This window comes from Streptomyces sediminimaris, from assembly GCF_047049295.1.
GTDB lineage: Bacteria > Actinomycetota > Actinomycetes > Streptomycetales > Streptomycetaceae > Streptomyces > Streptomyces sediminimaris.
Genome location: NZ_JBJWOT010000001.1, coordinates 2,712,700 through 2,730,011 on the forward strand (window position 1 = coordinate 2,712,700; position 17,312 = coordinate 2,730,011).

Here is a 17,312-nt window from a genome sequence, read left to right on the forward strand (position 1 = left end):
ACGAGCCCCGGCCCAGGGGTCAGGTCCCGGGCCGGGGCTGTCCGTGGGAGAGACTTGTCCCGGATCAGACGTTAATGGTCACGGTGATCCTGCGGTCCGTGATCGAGCGCCCGACCTGGATCTCGTACGAACCCTTCACAAACGACCAGGTGTCACTCGCCTCGTCCCAGACCTCGAAGGCGCGGCGCGGCAGCTCGACGACCGCCTCGGCGCTCTCGCCGGGCCCGGCCTGGACGCCCGCGAAGCCGGCGAGCCGGCGGGCCGGGCGGCCGGGGCCGCTCCCGGCCGGGGCCAGATAGACCTGGACGACCTCGCGGCCCGGACGCTCACCGGTGTTGCGGACCCGGACCTTGGCGGTGGTGCCGTCGACCTCGACGGACTCGTACGTCCAGTCGGTGTAGCCGAGTCCGTGACCGAAGGGGTAGGAGGGTGTCCGGCCCTCCTTCTCCCAGGCCCGGTAGCCGATGAAGAGGTCCTCCGTGTAAGCGAGTTCGCCGTTCTCCGGCACCACCCGGGTGACCGGGGCGTCGGCGAGGGGGCCCCAGGTGGTGGGAAGCCGGCCGCCCGGCTCGTGCGCGCCGGTGAGGACGTCCGCGAGAGCCGCGCCGCCTTCCTGGCCGGGGAACCAGCTGAGCAGGACCGCGGCCACGTCGTCGCGCCAGGGCAGTTCCACCGGGGAGCCGGAGTTGACGACCACGACGGTGCGGGGGTTGGCGGCGGCGACGGCGCGGACCAGGTCGTCCTGGCGGCCGGGCAGGGCGAGGTCCGTGCGGTCGAAGCCCTCGGACTCCACCCGCTCGGTGGTGGCGACCACGACGACGGCCGTGTCGGCGGCCCGGGCGGCCTCGGCGGCCTCGGCGATCAGCTCGTCGGCGTCGCGCCGCGGCTGCTGGTGGCAGAGGGCGAAGGCGACGACCTCGAAGGGGATGTCGTCCGGGAGCGCGACGACGAAGGTGAGGGAGACCGCGACCGGTTCGCCCGCGGTGAGGGCGACCTCGGCGCGGGGCACCGGCGCGCCGAAGAACGCCTCGAAGCGGTCGCCGTCCTCGGCGGGGTGCTGCGTCTCGTCGTAGTACGTCGTGCCGGCGACGGTGAGGGTGAAGTGGCCGCTGCCCTTGATGCCGAAGGTGTGCGGGCCGCTCTCGCGCGGGGTGAAGGTGCCGGTCAGCTCGACGGTGTGCAGCCGGTCGTGGGTGACGCCCTCGGGGAGGTCGGAACCCATCCACTGGATCGCGCCGTTGGGGGCCGAGCCGGTGCCGATGACGTCCCCGGCCGCGTCCCGGCACACGGCGCGCAGCTCGAAACCCTGCCCCGCGACGGAGAGTTCGGTGACGGGGTCGGCTCCGACGGCGTAGCTGAGGGTGCCCTCGGGGAGGGCGGCGGTGAGGCCGTCCAGCGGGGAGACGACGTGGGCGGGGAAGACGGTGGCGGAACCGCCGCCGAGGACCCGGGCGTCCCGGGCGGCGGCGCCGATGAGCGCGACCGTGCCCGGCCTGAGCGGAAGCGCCCCGCTGTCGTTCTTCACGAGGACGAAGGCGCGGCGGGCGATCTCGCGGGCCAGTGCGGCTCCGTCCACGGGCCCGGGCGGTTCGGTGACGGCCGGCTCGGCGCCCTCCAGGGCGCCGACGCGGGCGGCGAGCCGCAGGACGTTGCGCACGGCCCCGTCGACGACGGCCTCCGCCACCGTGCCGTCCCGCACCGCCCGGGCGAGCGGCGCGCCGTAGACGGTGTGCGGGCCGGGCATGGCGACGTCGAGGCCGCCCTCGATGGCGCCGACCGTGGAGCGGGCGGCCGTCCAGTCCGAGACGTTGCAGCCGTCGAAACCCCACTCGCCGCGCAGCACCTCGTTCACCAGCCGGCGGTGCTCGGTCATCGTCGTGCCGTTGACCGTGTTGTAGGCGGTCATGACGCCCCAGGGGCGGGCGTTGGCGACGATGAACTCGAAGGGGGCGAGGTAGAGCTCGCGCAGGGCGCGCTCGGAGACCAGGTTGTTCACCGTGAAGCGGTCGGTCTCGGCGTCGTTGGCGACGAAGTGCTTGACGGTGGTGCCGACGCCGCCCGCCTGCACGCCGCTCACATAGGCCGCGCCGATCACGCCGGTCAGGTACGGGTCCTCGCTGTACGCCTCGAAGTGGCGGCCGCCGAGCGGGGAGCGGTGCAGGTTGACGGTCGGGGCGAGGAGCACGTGCACGCCCTTGCGGCGGGCCTCCTGGGCGAGCAGGGTGCCGGCGCGGCGGGCGAGCTCCGGGTCCCAGGCGGCCGCGAGCGCGGTGGGGGACGGCAGCGCGACGGAGGGGTCGTCGGCGGTCCAGCGCACTCCCCGGACGCCGATCGGGCCGTCGGACATGACGAGGGAGGTCAGGCCGATCTCCGGCAGGGCGGGCAGCGACCAGGTGTCCCGGCCGGCCAGCAGCCGGGTCTTGGCGTCCAGGTCCAGCTTGCCGAGCGCCGCCTCGACGGCGGCCTCGCGCGCCCGGTCGGCCGGAGCGGGTCCGGGTTGTGCCGCCATCGGGATGCCTCCTCGACGAGTCCTGTGGTTCCGGGACACATCGTGCACCCGTTACCTGTAATGCGGTAGGTTTCGTTACCGTGCCGTGATATTCGGTGGGCGCGGATGCCGTACGGTGACGCCATGAACGCCAGGGTCAGGAGCGGGGAACGGCGCGCGGAGATCGTCCGGGCGGCGCTGGAGGTGATCGCCGAGCGCGGTTACCGGGGCGCGAGCCTGGCCGCGGTCGCGGAGCGGGTCGGGCTGACCCAGCAGGGGCTGCTGCACCACTTCCCGACCAAGGAGGCGCTGCTGGTCGCCGTCCTCCAGGAGCGCGACCAGTGGGACGCGATGCCGGCCACCCGGTGGCGGGTGGACCTGCTGGCCTCGCTGGTGGAGTACAACGCGATGCGGCCCGCCATCATCCAGACCTTCTCCGCGCTGCTCGGCGAGAGCGTCACGGAGGGGCATCCGGCGCGGGAGTACTTCACCGGCCGCTACCGCCGGGTGCGCGAGACCATGGCGGGGATGCTGCGCGCCGAATACGGGGAGCGGCTGCCGAACGGCCTCACCCCGGAGCGCACGGCCCCGCTCCTCGTCGCGGTCATGGACGGCCTGCAGTACCAGTGGCTGCTGGACCCGGAGTCGGTGGACATGCCGGGCGCCTTCCGGGACTTCCTCGCCCTGCTCGGCGAGCGGGCCTGAGCCCGGCCCGTTACTGGTGCCAGACGACGGCGAGGGTCTTGCTCACGGCGCACACGGCGGCGAAGGCGACCGCCCAGCCCACCGCCCCGGCGGCCACCAGCGCGGCCACCCCGGCCCCGAACCACAGCAGTTCGAAGCCGGCACGGCCCGCGCCGCGCGTCTTGTACGCCGCCTTCTGCGAACCGAACAGCGCCCAGAGCACGATGAGCACCGCCGGGGCGCCGAGGCCCAGCAGCCAGTTCAGCGGGGTCGCCACGTCGCGGGTGAAGCCCCAGTGGCCGACGGCCGCGAGGGCGCCGAGCTCGATGAGGAAGAGGACGCCGAGGTTCGCAGCCTTCATGGGCGGCAGTATCGCCCGGAATGAATCACTCCGCGGCGTCAGGACGTGACCTGCTCGGCGCCGGGTCCGCCCTCCACGCCGTCCGCGCCGTCCTCCGTCTCCTCGCCCAGCAGCTCCCGCGCCAGCAGCGTCGCGCCCGCGACCGCGCCCGGCATCAGGAACACCGCGGCGAACGGGACCAGGAAGGCCAGGCCGAGGGGCGTGCCGAAGCCCCACACCAGGGTCTTGCGGGCGCGCAGCAGGGCGAGGCGGTCGCGCAGTTCGACGCCTCGGCGCTGGAGGGCGACGGAGGCGAGTTCCTCGGTGAGGAAGAAGCCGGTGACGAAGAAGCCGATCACCGGCACGGCGGTCTGCCCGACGAACGGCAGGAAACCCGCGGCGAAGAGCAGGAGGCCCCAGAGCAGGGCGCGGACGACGATCCGCAGGCTGTCGCGGGCCGAGATCCACAGTTCGCGCCAGAGGGGGAGGCCGGACTCGGGCGCGGTGCCGTCCGGGGAGACGTCACGGTCGACCTTCTCGGAGAGGTTCTCGTAGAAGGGCTGGCCGATCAGCAGCGTGACCGCGGTGAAGGTGACGACCGCGAGGAGGAGGCCGAGGGCGAACAGGACGGCGGTGAGGAAGCCGCGGAACAGCCCCTGCCACGGGCTCGCCCAGCCGTCCGCGAACGGGGTCGCCCAGGCGACCCCGTCCTCCCCCCACAGGCCGAGCGCGAGCAGCGCCGCCGCGTACAGCACGAGGGTCATCAGCCCGGGCAGCAGCCCGAACCCGTACTGCCTGCCGTGCCGGACCACCCACCGCTGGCCCTTCAGGAGATGGCCGAAGCCGGCCCCGAGATCACGCATGGGGGCACCATACCCAGGCCGGCGGCGGCACCCGCGGGCACCGGCGCTACACCGGCGTGACGGCCACCACGACCCCCTGCTCCGCCGCGGGCGAGACGGCCGCGGACACCCGTACCGCGCCCGCCCGCACGAACCGCCCCGCACGGGACGCCGCGGCCAGCAGCGCCGGCTGGATCCGCTCCAGTCCCGACACCAGCAGCTCCTCCCCCGCCACCAGTACCGGCCGGGCCGCCCCCGCGGACGCGGCGGCCGCCTCCGCGAGGTCGGCGACCGGCGGAAGCGCGGCCCTGACCAGCCCCGCCCCGGCGGCGGCCGCCCGCTCCGCGAGGGCCACCTGCAGCGGCATCAGCGGAGCCAGCGCGGCCGTCAACGCGTCGGCGACACGGTGCAGTTCGGGCGACGAGTCGCGCAGCACGGCCGCCGCCGAGCGCAGCACAGGCGTCACGGCGAGCAGCGCTCCCGCGGCCACCCCCGCCGCGGCGGGCAGCAGCGGCGAGGTCGCCTCGACCAGGTCGCCCAGCGCGTCCGCGAACTCCTCGACGGCCGGCTCCACCGCGTCCAGCACCGGCAGCAGGCTGTCGCCGAGCGCGGTGAGCAGCGCCCGCGCCGGTTCGCTCACCGGGTGCGCGGCCAGCGGCGCCCCGCTCGTGCCGAGCCGGGTGAGGGTGTCGACGATCCGGTAGAAGGCCTCCTGCGCCTGGGGCGACGCGCTCGCCTCGGCCAGTTCCGCGGTGGTCTCGCGCAGCACGCGCAGCACCTCGGCACCCGAACCGTCGCGCGGGTCGAAGGTGTTGACGGCGATCCTGGTGATGTTCCCGGCCGTGTCCAGGAGCTGGCCGGTGATGTCGGTGGTGCTGCGTGCCACGCGCAGCACGTCGTCCCTGCTCGGAAGCGAAGGGATCGTTGCCATGGGCTCTCCTCGGCTCACGGTGGGCGGCCGGCGGTCGACCTCAGCATGCCCCGTCCCGCCGGCCGCGTCGCCCCCGCCCGCCCATCCGGCGAGGCGGCCTGCGGGGCGTCCGTGCCGTGAACTCCGGCTTGTCACGGTTGAGTCGAACCGGCCCGCCTCGCCGTACGGATCTACGTGCTGCCCGGCGCAGGTGAACGGCGGCCGAGGTTGAGGAGAACGGATGACGCGAGAGATTCACGGCACCGTCGCGACCGGCTTCGAAGCGGTGCGCGAGGAGTTCGCCGCGTTCGTCGCGGGGGAACTGCCGGACTACGAGGGACAGTTGTGCGCCCATGTGCACGGCAGGAGGGTCGTCGACCTGTGGGTGGGCGAGGGCAGCGACGCCGCGTCGCTGTACGGCGTGCACTGCTCGACCCAGGGCGCCGCCCATCTGGTCGTCGCGCTGCTGGTGCAGGACGGCACGCTCGAACTGGACCGCAGAGTGACGTACTACTGGCCGGAGTTCGGGGCGGAGGGCAAGGCCGCGCTGACGCTGCGCGACCTGCTCACGCACCGCGCCGGACTCGTCGGCCTGGACTCCGGGTTCACCGCCTGGGAGCTGGCCGACGACCGGGTGATCGCCGAACGCCTCGCCGACCAGCGGCCGTTCTGGCGCCCGGGCACGGCCTTCGGCCACCACGCGCTCGTCATCGGCGCGCTCACCGGGGAGGTCGTCCGCCGGGCCACCGGCCACACCCTCCAGGCCGTCTACGAGGAACGGGTACGGGCGCCGTACGGAATCGACTTCCACCTGGGGCTGCCCGAGGCCCTGGAGCCGCGCTTCCGGTCCGTGCAACCGATGGCGCCCACGCCGAAGCAGCAGGCGGTGCTGGACGCGGCGCGGCGGGGGCCGCACACGCTCTCCTCGATCGCGTACAACACGCATGTGCCCGGCACGGGCGAGCCGGCGGAGCATCCCAACTCCCGTACCGTGCGCGCCAGGGGGCCGGCGTCGGCGGGCGGCGTCGCCGCCGCGCGCGGGCTCGCCGGAATGTACGCGGCGGCGATCAGCGAGGTGGCCGGGCGGCCGCCGCTGCTGAAGCCGGACGCCCTCGCCGAGGTCGGGCAGGTCCACTCGGTCGGCCACGACCTGGTCACCCGCACCCATCTGGCCTTCGGCCTCGGTTTCCAGGCGACGGCCGAGGCCTGGTACCCGTTCCTGGGCGCGGGGGCGTTCGGGCACAGCGGGTCGGGCGGGTCGCAGGCGTTCGCGGACCCGCGCAGCGGCCTCGCCTACGGCTACACCCGGCGGCGCCGCGCCTGCCCGGACGGGCCGGCCCCGGAGAACGAGCGACTGGTGCGGGCGGTGCACACGGCCGCGCTGGGCGTCTGACCGCGGCGGGAGCGCCGGATCACGGCACGGCAGGGCCGCACCCCACGTCCAAGGGTGCGGCCCCGTCGTACGCAACGAGCGGTGTCAGACCAGCGTCACGGTGATGTTGCCGCGAGTCGCCTTCGAGTACGGGCAGACCTGGTGGGCCTTCTCCAGCAGGGCCCGCGCGGTCGCGGCGTCGACGTTCGGGATCTCGGCCGCGATCTCGACGATGATGCCGAAGCCGTCGTCGTTCCGGCCGATGCCGACCCTCGCGGTGACCGTCGAGCCGGAGACGTCGGCGCTCTCCTGGCGGGCGACGACGCCCAGCGCGCCCTGGAAGCAGGCGCTGTAGCCGGCCGCGAACAGCTGCTCCGGGTTGGTGCCGGCGCCGCTGCCGCCCATCTCCCTGGGCGGGTTCACGACGACGTCGAGCGTGCCGTCGTCGGTGGCGACCCGGCCGTCGCGGCCGTTCTCGGCGGTGGCGACGGCGGTGTAGAGGACGTCGGTCTGCTGGATGGACATGCGGTTGTCTTCCTCCTCGGGTCCGCCGCGACTCGCGCCCACGGTCGACGACGGTTTCGGAAAGAAGTTATCGCATACCGGAAAGCAGCAGAAGAGGGTCAGAGCTTGACGATCATCTTCCCGGTGTTGTCGCCGCGCAGGACCCCGAGGAAGGCCTCCAGGTTGTTCTCGATGCCCTCGACGACGGTCTCGCGGTACTTCAGCTCGCCCGAGGCGACCCAGGGGCCGACCTCCCGCACGAACTGGGGCTGCAGGTCGTAGTGGTCGCCGACGAGCACCCCCTCGACGCGCAGCCGGTTCTGCAGGATCTTGACCATGTTGCGCGGGCCGGGGGCCGGCTCGGTCGCGTTGTACTGCGAGATCATGCCGCAGATCACGGCACGGCCGCGGAGGTTGAGCGCGCCGATCGCGGCCTCGAGGTGCTCACCGCCGACGTTGTCGAAGTAGACGTCGATGCCGTCCGGGGCCGCCTGCTTCAGCTGCTCGCGGACGGGGCCGTTCTTGTAGTTGAAGGCGGCGTCGAAGCCGTACTCCTCGACGAGCAGCTTGACCTTCTCGTCGGAGCCGGCGGAGCCGATGACCCGCGAGGCGCCCTTCAGCCTGGCGATCTGGCCGACCTGGCTGCCGACGGCGCCCGCCGCGCCGGAGACGAAGACCGCGTCGCCCTCCTTGAAGGCGCCCACCCGCAGCAGGCCCGCGTACGCCGTCAGGCCCGTCATGCCGAGCACCCCGAGGTACGTGCTCAGCGGCGCCGCCTCCGGGTCGATCTTGACGGCGTGCCCGGCGTCCATGACCGCGTACTCGCGCCAGCCGAAGACGTGCAGGACGTGGTCGCCGACCGCCACCCCGTCGGCGTTGGAGGCGACGACCTCGCCGACCGCGCCGCCCTGCATGACCTTGCCGAGCTCGAAGGGGGCGACGTAGGACTTGGCGTCACTCATCCGGCCGCGCATGTACGGGTCGACGGAGAGGTACGTGTTCCGCACCAGCACCTGACCCTCACCCGGCGCCGGGACCTCCGTCTCGACCAGGGCGAAGTCCTCGGGCCTGGGCCAGCCGACGGGCCGGCTGAGCAGGTGCCATTCGCGGTTGATCATGTCGAGCGCCTTTCGGGCATGGGGGAAATACTTCAGTACCTGAAACAACCATGCTCCTGAATATTTCAGGTTGTCAAGTAACGGGGTATCCTGGTGCGATGTCCACCCCTGACAAGACCCGCCGCCCCGACGCGCTGACCATGGAGGTCGTCGAGCTGATCGGCGACGTCGTGGCCCGGTTCTACGCGGACTACGAGGAAGCGGCCGGCGAGCACACGCTGACCGGCGCGCAGGCGCGGCTGCTGAGCCTGCTGTCACTGGAGCCGCTGCCGATGCGGAAGCTGGCGCAGAAGCTGAAGTGCGAGCCGTCGAACGTCACCGGGATCGTGGACCGGCTGGAGTCCCGCGGCCTCGTCGAGCGCCGCCCCGACCCGGCCGACCGCCGCGTGAAGCTGGCCGCCGCGACGCGGGACGGCGTGCGGGTCGCCCGCGAACTGCGCGACGGCCTGCGCTTCGCACGGGAGCCGCTGGCCGGCCTGTCGGACGAGGAGCGGCGGTGTTTGCGGGATTTGCTGCGGCGGATGCTGACGGCCTGAGCGCTCCGCCGGATGTACGGCGACGGGCCGTCGATCGGCTGCGGCCCCGTCGCGGCTGGTCGCGCAGTTCCCCGCGCCCCTTCAGACCGCAGCGAACCTCGCCGGACCCGCTCGGCGCGGGGAGCACGCCCCGGGCGCGCCGCCGTGACTCAGCCGCACCACCAGAGGAACCGCTTGCACGTGTGTGACGGTGTCGGCGTCGGGCTCGGGTCCGACGTCGTGGGCGCGGCGGTCGGGGCCGGGGCCGAGGGCGGTGGCGTGGCCGCCGGGGGCGTGGTGCGGGGGGCCGGGTCCGCGGTCGCCGTGGCGGACCGGGGGTCCCGGGTGGACTTGTCCTTCGCCGCCTTGTCCGTGGAGGACGCCGAGGGCGAGGGGGACGTCCCCGCCGACGGCGAGCCCGTCACCGAGCCCGCGTGCGCCCCGCCGCCCGGCTTGCTCTTGCCGCCGTTCCCCGACGCCCCGCCGCCGTCCGCGGACCGGTCCCCGGCCGCGGCCTGCCTGGGGGTCGTGAAGGGGGCGTCGACGCCCAGCTCGGCCAGGCTGAGGCCGCCGGCGGCGAGCGCGCAGGCCGTGGTGATCAACAGGATCCGGCGGCGGCGCCGGCGGTGGGCGGCGGCTTTGCGGTCGCGGCGGCTTCCGCCGCGCTCGGGGCCCTCGGCGGCCCGGCCGCCGCGGCCGCGCCCGCGGCCGCGCCCCTGGGCGCGCCGGGCGGCGGCGCGGCCCACCGGCGCACCGGCGTCCTCGGCGTCGTCCGCGTCCCCGGCGGAGCCCTCGCCGTCGTCCTCGGCGGCGTCCTCGCCGGCGGGGGCCTCCGCGCCGCCGTACGGGCCCTCGTGACCCGCGCCGTACGCCGTGCCCCCGTGCCCGCGCGCGCCGTCCCGCTCCGCGTACGCGGGGGGTTCTTCGACCGGTGCGCCGCACCCGGGGCAGGCGAGGGCGCCATTGAGGTGCCGTCGGCACGGGTGGCAGTAATCCATGACGCCGGAAGACTAAGTTCCCGGCCGGTAACGGTCATAGCCACAGCTGTGAAAGTTGTGTGCGGAACTACCCGTTCGGGTGCGGCGAGTTGAGTCCGTCCGGCAGGGCGTGTCGGGCATCTCCCGCCATCGCACCGAAACCGTCGCCGGAAAGCGCGTCGAAAGCGGTGTCGAAACCGTTATGCGTGCGACCCATTGACACCCCCACCACCCCGTCCTTACTGTCACGCCAGCATTTCGAACGTGTGACGAAATTTCGAACACACGCGAAGAGACGTCGACTCCAGCGAGGGACAACTGCCGTGCGCATCACCGGAATCAGCACACACGTGGTCGGGACGCCGTGGCGCAACCTGACCTACGTCCAGGTGCACACCGACGAGGGGATCACGGGAGTCGGCGAGACCCGGATGCTGGGCCACACCGACGCACTGATCGGCTATCTGCGGGAGGCGGAGGCCAACCACATTCTGGGCTCCGACCCGTTCGCCGTGGAAGACCTCGTCCGCCGTATGAAGTACGGCGACTACGGCCGGGCCGGTGAGATCGTCATGTCCGGCATCGCGGTGATCGAGACGGCCTGCTGGGACATCAAGGGCAAGGCCCTCGGCGTGCCCGTCTGGCAGCTGCTGGGCGGCAGGGTGACCGACAGGGTCAAGGCGTACGCCAACGGGTGGTACACCACCGAGCGGACCCCGGAGGCGTACCACAAGGCCGCCCAGGGCGTCATGGAGCGCGGCTACCGGGCGCTGAAGATCGACCCCTTCGGCACCGGGCACTTCGAGCTGGACCACGAGCAGACGCTCTACGCCGTCTCCCTGATCGAGGCCGTGCGCGACGCCATCGGGCCCGAGGCCGAGCTGATGCTGGAGATGCACGGACGGTTCTCCCCGGCCACCGCCGTACGGCTGGCGAAGGAGCTCGCGCCCTTCCGGCCCGCCTGGCTGGAGGAGCCGGTGCCGCCGGAGAACCTGAAGGCGCTGGAGAAGGTCGCCGCCAAGGTCGACATGCCCGTCGCCACCGGCGAGCGCATCCACGACCGCATCGAGTTCCGCGAGCTGTTCGAGAGCCAGGCCGTCGACATCATCCAGCCGGACGTCGGCCATATCGGTGGTATCTGGGAGACCCGGAAGCTCGCCGCGACCGCCGAGACCCACTACATGCTCGTCGCGCCGCACAACGTGGGCGGGTCCGTGCTCACCGCCGCCTCGCTCCAGGTCGGCTTCACCTCACCCAACTTCAAGATCCTCGAGCACTTCAACGACTTCGCGGACGCGGAGATCAAGAAGGTGGTCAAGGGGGCGCCCCAGGTGGACCCGGAGGACGGCTGCTTCCACCTCTCCCACGCGCCCGGCCTCGGGGTCGAGCTCGACGTCGACGCGGCGGCGGAGTTCCCGCAGCAGCAGGCCCGGTTCGACCTGTGGGCCGAGGGCTGGGAGAAGCGCAGCCCGAAGGGCACCCAGTGAGCACCGCCGTCGTCGTCGAGGGGCCTGGCGAGCACCGGCTCGCCCCGCACACGCCCCGTGAGCCGGGCGCCGGGGAGGCCCTGGTCCGCGTCCACGCCGTCGGCATCTGCGGCAGCGACCGCGAGGTGTACCAGGGCAACCGGCCCGAGGGGTACGTCCGCTACCCGCTGACCCCCGGCCACGAGTGGTCCGGGACGGTGGCGGCGGTCGGCGCCGGGGTGCCCGCGGCCCTCGTGGGCCGCAGGGTCGTCGGCGAGGGGTTCCGCAACTGCCAGGTGTGCGACCGCTGCCACGCGGGCGAGACCACGCTGTGCACCGCGGGATACGAGGAGACCGGGTTCACCCAGCCGGGCGCGATGGCCGCCACGCTCACCCTGCCGGCCCGGCTGCTGCACGTCCTGCCGGACGACGCGGACCTGACGGCCGCCGCCCTGCTGGAGCCGGCCGCCTGCATCGCCGCCGCGGCGCTCAAGGCCAATGCCCTGCCGGGCGAGCGGGTCGCCGTGGTCGGGACCGGGACGCTCGGCATGTTCGCCGTGCAGTTCCTGCGGGCCGGATCGCCGGGAGAACTGCTCGTGGTGGGCACCCGGCCCGACCGGGCCGGGCTCGCGAGGACGTTCGGTGCCACCGGATTCCGCACCAAGGACCAGGAGCTGCCCGGCGACCTCGACGTCGTGATCGAGACCGCCGGATCCGCGGACGCGGCCCGCACCGCCGCCTCCCTGCTGCGGCGCGGCGGGCGCCTGGTGCTGACGGGCATCCCGGCGCCGGGCGCCGCGGGACTCGACCCGACCGACCTGGTCGTACGGCAGCTGGAGGTGCACACCGTCTTCGGGGCACCGCCGGACGCCTGGGCGCACACGGTGCGGGTGTTCGCGGCCGGTCTGCTCGATCCGCTTCCGCTCGTCACGCACGAACTGCCGCTGGACGAGTTCCCGCACGCCATCGAGCTGGTCGGGGCCGGCGATCCGAAGGTGGGCAAGGTGCTGCTCCGCCCCTAGCCGTACGCCGGTACGGGGGCGACCTGACGGTCCCCGTACCGGCGTACACCCAGGCCCTTTTTCTGCCCCGAGCCGCGAACCTCGTCCGAAATATCGAACACGAAGGACAGCCAGTGACGACCGACGCTTCCGCCACGGCGGCCCGCCGACCCGGTGACCAGGCCCTCACCGCGCTCGGTCTGGGCGCCCCCGCCCTCGACCCAGCCGACGCCTCGCCGCACACCTTCCCCGGCGGCGGCCGCTGGCGCACCGAGATCCCCTCGTGCGAGGGTCCCGAAGCGCTGGCCGTCGTGCTCAAGGAGTCCTCGCGCCTGGACGTGCCGATCCACCGGATCAGCCAGGGCAGCGGCGTGTGGATGCTGACCGACGCCGAGATCACCGAGATGGTCGAGGCCACGGCCGAACGGGACATCGAGCTCTGCCTGTTCACGGGTCCGCGCGGCACCTGGGACATCGGCGGCTCCGTGCGCTCCGACTCGCGGGGGGCCGGACTGCGCGCACGGGGCCACGACGCCGTCGCGGGCTGCGTCGAGGACGCCGTCCGGGCCACGGAACTGGGCGTCAAGTGCCTGCTCGTCGCCGACGAGGGCGTGCTGTGGACGCTGCACCGCGCGCGCACGGCCGGGATCATCCCGGCCGACACCACGCTGAAGGTCTCCGCGCTCATCGGGCCGGTCAACCCGGCCAGTTACGCCGTCTTCGAGCACCTGGGCGCCGACTCGCTCAACGTGCCGAGCGACCTGACGCTCGATCACCTCACCGAGATACGGCGGGTCTCCGCCGCCCCCATGGACATGTACATCGAGGCACCCGACGACCTCGGAGGCTACGTCCGGATGTACGAGGTCGCCGAGCTGATCCGGCGCGGCGCACCGCTCTATCTGAAGTTCGGCCTGTCCAAGGCCCCCGGCATCTACCCGTGGGGCACCCACCTGCGGGACGTGACCCTGGACACCGCCCGGGAGCGGGTGCGGCGGGGCCGCCTGGCGCTCGACCTGCTCGCCCGGCACGGGGCGGACGGTGACATGGCGCCGCTCGGCTCCCGGTTGCCGGGACCGCTCAACCGCTTCAGCACCGAAGCCTGAACCGCCTCTCCACGACGAGAAGACCAAGGAACGATCACTATGCGTACTCGTAGAAGCGCCCTCACCCTCATGGCCGGAGCGGCCTCCCTCGCTCTCACGCTGACCGCCTGCGGTCAGAACAGCAACGGCGGCAGCAAGCAGGACGCGGGCAGCGCCAAGGGCGGCACCATCGGCATCGCGATGCCCACGAAGTCCTCCGAGCGGTGGATCGCGGACGGCAACAACGTCGTCAAGGACCTCAAGGCCAAGGGCTACAAGACCAAGCTGGTCTACGGCGAGGACGACCCCGACCAGCAGGTCTCGCAGATCGAGAACCTCATCACGCAGGGCGTCAAGGGCCTGATCATCGCGGCCATCGACAACAAGTCGCTGAACAACGTGCTGCAGCAGGCCGCGGACGCCAAGATACCGGTGATCTCCTACGACCGCCTGATCCTCGGCACCAAGAACGTCGACTACTACGCCTCCTTCGACAACACCAAGGTCGGCGAGCTGCAGGCCAACTACATCGTCGACAAGCTGGGGCTGAAGAACGGCAAGGGCCCGTTCAACATCGAGCTGTTCGCCGGCTCCAACGACGACAACAACACCAAGTACTTCTTCAACGGCGCGATGAGCGTGCTCCAGCCGTACATCGACAAGAAGAAGCTGGTCGTCAAGTCCGGCCAGACCCAGCTCAGCAAGGTCACCACGCTGCGCTGGGACGGCACCACCGCCCAGCACCGCATGGAGGACATCCTCACCTCGTCGTACAAGAGCGGCAGGGTCGACGCGGTGCTCTCGCCCTACGACGGCATCTCCATCGGCATCATCTCCGCGCTGAAGTCCGACGGTTACGGCTCCGCGAGCAAGCCGCTGCCGGTCATCACCGGCCAGGACGCCGAGCTCGCCTCGGTGAAGTCGATCATCGCCGGCCAGCAGACGCAGACCGTCTACAAGGACACCCGCAAGCTCGCCGAGGTCGCCGCGGGCATGGTCGACGACGTGCTCAACGGCAAGAAGCCCGAGGTCAACGACACCAAGACCTACAACAACGGCACCAAGGTCGTGCCCGCCATGCTGCTGCAGCCGGTGAGCGTCGACAAGACCAACTACAAGAAGGAACTGGTCGACACCGGCTACTACAAGGCGAGCGAGCTCCAGTAGGACCCCTCGTTGTCGGTCACACCTACGGATTGAAAGGGCACGACCATGGCGGGACCCGTCCTGGAAATGCGCTCGATCGTCAAGACCTTTCCCGGCGTCAAAGCGCTGTCGGACGTCACACTGACGGTCCGTCAGGGCGAGGTCCATGCCATCTGCGGCGAGAACGGCGCCGGGAAGTCCACCTTGATGAAGGTGCTCTCCGGCGTCCATCCGCACGGCACGTACGAGGGCGACATCCTCTTCGAGGGCCAGGTCTGCGAGTTCAGGGACATCAGGGCGAGCGAGCAGCGCGGCATCGTGATCATCCATCAGGAACTGGCGCTGGTGCCCTTCCTGTCGATCGCGGAGAACATCTTCCTCGGCAACGAGCACGCCTCGCGCGGGCTGATCAACTGGAAGGAGACGCTGAGGCACGCCACCGAGGTGCTGCGCCGGGTCGGTCTGAACGACCACCCGGAGACCCGGATCGCCGACATCGGCGTGGGCAAGCAGCAGCTGGTGGAGATCGCCAAGGCACTGTCGAAGAAGGTGAAGCTGCTCATCCTCGACGAGCCGACCGCGGCGCTGAACGACGAGGACAGCGGCAAACTCCTCGATCTCATCCTGGAGTTGAAGAAGCAGGGCATCACCTCGATCATCATCTCCCACAAGCTGAACGAGATCCGCAAGGTCGCCGACTCGGTGACCATCCTGCGCGACGGCAGGTCGATCGAGACCCTCGACGTCAAGGACCCGGAGACCACCGAGGACCGGATCATCTCCGGCATGGTCGGCCGCGACCTCGACCACCGCTTCCCCGAGCGCACACCGTACGAGGGGGAGACGGAGGCCGCCCCGGCGCTGGAGATCCGCAACTGGACCGTGCACCACCCGATCGACCAGCAGCGCAAGGTCGTCGACGACGTCTCGCTCCATGTGCGGCGCGGAGAGATCGTCGGCATCGCGGGCCTGATGGGCGCCGGCCGCACCGAGCTCGCGATGAGCGTCTTCGGGCGGGCCTACGGCCGGCACGCCAGCGGCACGGTCCTCAAGGACGGCCGCGAGATCCGCACCAGGACCGTCGCGGAGGCGGTCGGGCACGGCATCGCCTACGTCACCGAGGACCGCAAGCACTACGGCCTCAACCTCATCGACACCATCAACCGCAACATCTCGCTGACCGCGCTGAACAAGGTGGCGAGGCGGGGTGTGGTCGACGAGCACGAGGAGCGGCAGGTCGCCGAGGGCTTCCGCACGTCGATGAACATCAAGGCGCCGACCGTCTTCGAGCCGGCGGGCAAGCTCTCGGGCGGCAACCAGCAGAAGGTCGTCCTCAGCAAGTGGATCTTCGCGGGCCCCGAGGTGCTGATCCTGGACGAGCCCACCCGGGGCATCGACGTGGGCGCCAAGTACGAGATCTACACGGTCATCGACCAGCTGGCCGCCGAGGGCAAGGCGGTCGTCTTCATCTCCTCCGAGCTGCCCGAACTGCTCGGCATGTGCGACCGCATCTACACCATGGCCGCCGGGCGGCTCACCGGTGAGGTTCCGCGGGCCGAGGCCACGCAGGAAGTGCTGATGCGCCAGATGACGAAGGACAAAGAGGTAACCCGATGAGCACGGATGTGACGGACAAGGTCCCGGCCTCGGCGCCGCCCGGCGGGAGCGGGGGTCCGGGCTCCGGTGAGGGCCTGCTGCAGCTGATGCTGGGCGGCCTGAAGCGCAACATGCGGCAGTACGGCATGCTGATCGCGCTCGGCCTGATCGTGGTGCTGTTCCAGGTGTGGACCGGCGGCGACCTGCTGCTGCCGCGCAACGTCTCCAACCTGGTGCTGCAGAACAGCTACATCCTGATCCTCGCGATCGGCATGATGCTCGTGATCATCGCGGGCCACATCGACCTGTCGGTCGGCTCGCTGACCGCGTTCGTCGGCGCGACCGCGGCGGTGCTGACGGTCCAGCACCATGTGGCCTGGCCCCTCGCCCTGGTGCTGTGCCTGGCGGTCGGCGCGGTCGCGGGCGCGGTACAGGGCTATCTGATCGCGTACTTCGGCATCCCCTCCTTCATCGTGACCCTGGCGGGCATGCTGCTCTTCCGCGGTCTGACGGAGATCTTCCTGCAGGGCCAGACCCTCGGCCCGTTCCCGAACGGTCTGCAGAAGCTCGGCAACGGCTTCCTGCCGGAGGTCGGCCCGAACACCAACTACCACAACCTCACGCTGCTGCTCGGCGTCGTACTGCTGGCCTTCGCGATCTACCAGGAGGTCCGCGACCGCAGGCGCGAGCAGGAGTTCTCGCTGGACGTGCTGCCGCGCAACGCCTTCCTGCTCAAGCTCGCGGCCATCACCGCCGCGATCCTGGCGGTCACCCTGCTGCTCGCCAGCTACCAGGGCGCGCCGATCATCCTGATCATCCTCGGTGTGCTGGTGGTCGGTTACGGCTACGTCATGCGCAACGCGGTCTTCGGCCGCCACATCTACGCCATCGGCGGCAACCTGCCGGCGGCCAAGCTGTCCGGCGTCAAGGACAAGAAGGTCACCTTCCTTGTCTTCCTGAACATGGGCGTGCTCGCGGCCCTGGCGGGTCTGGTGGTCGCCGCCCGCCTGAACGCGGCGTCTCCGAAGGCGGGCCTGAACTTCGAACTCGAGGCGATCGCCTCGTCGTTCATCGGTGGCGCGTCCATGAGCGGCGGTGTGGGCACCGTCCTCGGCGCGATCATCGGCGGCCTCGTCCTCGGCGTGCTGAACAACGGCATGAACCTCCTCAGCGTCGGCACCGACTGGCAGCAGGTCATCAAGGGCCTCGCCCTGCTGGCCGCCGTCGGGTTCGACGTGTGGAACAAGCGCAAGTCCGGTTCGTAGTAC

General features: G+C 71.7%; 16 protein-coding genes. 9 read left to right on the forward strand and 7 right to left on the reverse strand.

Features of this window, described 5'->3' with window-relative positions; all coding sequences use genetic code 11:
* Positions 1 to 64: 64 nt before the first annotated feature.
* Positions 65 to 2,509 carry a beta-glucosidase family protein gene (locus ACJ9NR_RS12725; RefSeq protein ID WP_412487653.1) on the reverse strand — a complete coding sequence of 815 codons (2,445 nt, stop codon included), beginning with the start codon at positions 2,507 to 2,509 and terminating at the stop codon, positions 65 to 67.
* 105 nt (positions 2,510 to 2,614) lie between these two features.
* Here ACJ9NR_RS12725 and ACJ9NR_RS12730 point away from each other — a divergent pair, with 105 nt between their 5' ends.
* A complete protein-coding gene (locus ACJ9NR_RS12730) occupies positions 2,615 to 3,193 on the forward strand; it encodes a TetR/AcrR family transcriptional regulator (RefSeq protein ID WP_412487654.1) in 579 nt (192 codons plus the stop codon).
* A 10-nt stretch (positions 3,194 to 3,203) separates the two neighbouring features.
* Here ACJ9NR_RS12730 and ACJ9NR_RS12735 read toward each other — a convergent pair whose 3' ends face one another.
* Genes ACJ9NR_RS12735 through ACJ9NR_RS12745 form a run of 3 tightly spaced genes read right to left on the reverse strand, consistent with a single transcriptional unit; the run spans position 3,204 to position 5,285 of the window.
* Positions 3,204 to 3,533: a YrdB family protein gene (locus ACJ9NR_RS12735; RefSeq protein WP_412487655.1), complete on the reverse strand. Its 330-nt coding sequence runs from the start codon at positions 3,531 to 3,533 to the stop codon at positions 3,204 to 3,206.
* Between the two features lie 38 nt (positions 3,534 to 3,571).
* Positions 3,572 to 4,375, reverse strand: a complete 804-nt coding sequence (locus ACJ9NR_RS12740) for an EI24 domain-containing protein (RefSeq protein WP_412487656.1) — start codon at positions 4,373 to 4,375, stop codon at positions 3,572 to 3,574.
* Positions 4,376 to 4,421: 46 nt separating this feature from the next.
* Entirely contained in the window at positions 4,422 to 5,285 is an 864-nt protein-coding gene (locus ACJ9NR_RS12745; RefSeq protein ID WP_412487657.1) for a hypothetical protein, read from the reverse strand.
* Between the two features lie 220 nt (positions 5,286 to 5,505).
* Here ACJ9NR_RS12745 and ACJ9NR_RS12750 point away from each other — a divergent pair, with 220 nt between their 5' ends.
* Positions 5,506 to 6,657 (forward strand): serine hydrolase domain-containing protein, encoded by a 1,152-nt coding sequence (locus ACJ9NR_RS12750; protein WP_412487658.1) that lies wholly within the window; start codon positions 5,506 to 5,508, stop codon positions 6,655 to 6,657.
* Between the two features lie 84 nt (positions 6,658 to 6,741).
* Here the strand turns inward: ACJ9NR_RS12750 and ACJ9NR_RS12755 are convergent, their stop codons facing one another.
* Together ACJ9NR_RS12755 and ACJ9NR_RS12760 are read right to left on the reverse strand one after the other, a co-directional pair.
* A complete protein-coding gene (locus tag ACJ9NR_RS12755) occupies positions 6,742 to 7,161 on the reverse strand; it encodes an organic hydroperoxide resistance protein (RefSeq protein WP_412487659.1) in 420 nt (139 codons plus the stop codon).
* Positions 7,162 to 7,259: 98 nt separating this feature from the next.
* A complete protein-coding gene (locus ACJ9NR_RS12760; protein ID WP_412487660.1) occupies positions 7,260 to 8,258 on the reverse strand; it encodes an NADP-dependent oxidoreductase in 999 nt (332 codons plus the stop codon).
* A 98-nt stretch (positions 8,259 to 8,356) separates the two neighbouring features.
* Here ACJ9NR_RS12760 and ACJ9NR_RS12765 point away from each other — a divergent pair, with 98 nt between their 5' ends.
* Positions 8,357 to 8,794, forward strand: a complete 438-nt coding sequence (locus ACJ9NR_RS12765) for a MarR family winged helix-turn-helix transcriptional regulator (RefSeq protein WP_412487661.1) — start codon at positions 8,357 to 8,359, stop codon at positions 8,792 to 8,794.
* A 149-nt stretch (positions 8,795 to 8,943) separates the two neighbouring features.
* On the opposite strand, the gene ACJ9NR_RS12770 is transcribed toward ACJ9NR_RS12765, so the two are convergent.
* On the reverse strand, positions 8,944 to 9,771 hold the full coding sequence (locus ACJ9NR_RS12770) for an SCO2400 family protein (protein WP_412512692.1): 828 nt from the start codon (positions 9,769 to 9,771) through the stop codon (positions 8,944 to 8,946).
* Between the two features lie 302 nt (positions 9,772 to 10,073).
* On the opposite strand from ACJ9NR_RS12770, the gene ACJ9NR_RS12775 reads away from it, so the two are divergent.
* From ACJ9NR_RS12775 to mmsB, 6 genes are all read left to right on the forward strand, one after another.
* Positions 10,074 to 11,237 carry a mandelate racemase/muconate lactonizing enzyme family protein gene (locus tag ACJ9NR_RS12775; protein ID WP_412487663.1) on the forward strand — a complete coding sequence of 388 codons (1,164 nt, stop codon included), beginning with the start codon at positions 10,074 to 10,076 and terminating at the stop codon, positions 11,235 to 11,237.
* Positions 11,234 to 12,238 carry a zinc-dependent alcohol dehydrogenase gene (locus tag ACJ9NR_RS12780; RefSeq protein ID WP_412487664.1) on the forward strand — a complete coding sequence of 335 codons (1,005 nt, stop codon included), beginning with the start codon at positions 11,234 to 11,236 and terminating at the stop codon, positions 12,236 to 12,238. The genes ACJ9NR_RS12775 and ACJ9NR_RS12780 overlap by 4 nt, the downstream gene beginning before the upstream one ends.
* Before the next feature lie 113 nt (positions 12,239 to 12,351).
* Positions 12,352 to 13,323 carry a hypothetical protein gene (locus tag ACJ9NR_RS12785; RefSeq protein ID WP_412487665.1) on the forward strand — a complete coding sequence of 324 codons (972 nt, stop codon included), beginning with the start codon at positions 12,352 to 12,354 and terminating at the stop codon, positions 13,321 to 13,323.
* 39 nt (positions 13,324 to 13,362) lie between these two features.
* On the forward strand, positions 13,363 to 14,469 hold the full coding sequence (gene chvE / locus ACJ9NR_RS12790) for a multiple monosaccharide ABC transporter substrate-binding protein (RefSeq protein WP_412487666.1): 1,107 nt from the start codon (positions 13,363 to 13,365) through the stop codon (positions 14,467 to 14,469).
* 45 nt (positions 14,470 to 14,514) lie between these two features.
* Positions 14,515 to 16,065: a multiple monosaccharide ABC transporter ATP-binding protein gene (gene mmsA / locus ACJ9NR_RS12795; protein WP_412487667.1), complete on the forward strand. Its 1,551-nt coding sequence runs from the start codon at positions 14,515 to 14,517 to the stop codon at positions 16,063 to 16,065.
* Positions 16,062 to 17,309: a multiple monosaccharide ABC transporter permease gene (mmsB, locus tag ACJ9NR_RS12800; RefSeq protein ID WP_412487668.1), complete on the forward strand. Its 1,248-nt coding sequence runs from the start codon at positions 16,062 to 16,064 to the stop codon at positions 17,307 to 17,309. The genes mmsA and mmsB overlap by 4 nt, the downstream gene beginning before the upstream one ends.
* Positions 17,310 to 17,312 lie beyond the last annotated feature (3 nt).

Bases quoted from the DNA above. Each gene is read 5' to 3' on its own strand.
- ACJ9NR_RS12745 (WP_412487657.1), bottom strand. From the start codon at position 5,285: ATGGCAACGATCCCTTCGCTTCCGAGCAGGGACGACGTGCTGCGCGTG.
- ACJ9NR_RS12730 (WP_412487654.1), top strand. From the start codon at position 2,615: ATGCCGTACGGTGACGCCATGAACGCCAGGGTCAGGAGCGGGGAACGG.
- chvE (WP_412487666.1), top strand. From the start codon at position 13,363: ATGCGTACTCGTAGAAGCGCCCTCACCCTCATGGCCGGAGCGGCCTCC.
- ACJ9NR_RS12765 (WP_412487661.1), top strand. From the start codon at position 8,357: ATGTCCACCCCTGACAAGACCCGCCGCCCCGACGCGCTGACCATGGAG.
- ACJ9NR_RS12750 (WP_412487658.1), top strand. From the start codon at position 5,506: ATGACGCGAGAGATTCACGGCACCGTCGCGACCGGCTTCGAAGCGGTG.
- ACJ9NR_RS12740 (WP_412487656.1), bottom strand. From the start codon at position 4,375: ATGCGTGATCTCGGGGCCGGCTTCGGCCATCTCCTGAAGGGCCAGCGG.
- ACJ9NR_RS12755 (WP_412487659.1), bottom strand. From the start codon at position 7,161: ATGTCCATCCAGCAGACCGACGTCCTCTACACCGCCGTCGCCACCGCC.
- mmsA (WP_412487667.1), top strand. From the start codon at position 14,515: ATGGCGGGACCCGTCCTGGAAATGCGCTCGATCGTCAAGACCTTTCCC.
- ACJ9NR_RS12760 (WP_412487660.1), bottom strand. From the start codon at position 8,258: ATGATCAACCGCGAATGGCACCTGCTCAGCCGGCCCGTCGGCTGGCCC.
- ACJ9NR_RS12770 (WP_412512692.1), bottom strand. From the start codon at position 9,771: ATGGATTACTGCCACCCGTGCCGACGGCACCTCAATGGCGCCCTCGCC.
- ACJ9NR_RS12735 (WP_412487655.1), bottom strand. From the start codon at position 3,533: ATGAAGGCTGCGAACCTCGGCGTCCTCTTCCTCATCGAGCTCGGCGCC.
- mmsB (WP_412487668.1), top strand. From the start codon at position 16,062: ATGAGCACGGATGTGACGGACAAGGTCCCGGCCTCGGCGCCGCCCGGC.
- ACJ9NR_RS12725 (WP_412487653.1), bottom strand. From the start codon at position 2,509: ATGGCGGCACAACCCGGACCCGCTCCGGCCGACCGGGCGCGCGAGGCC.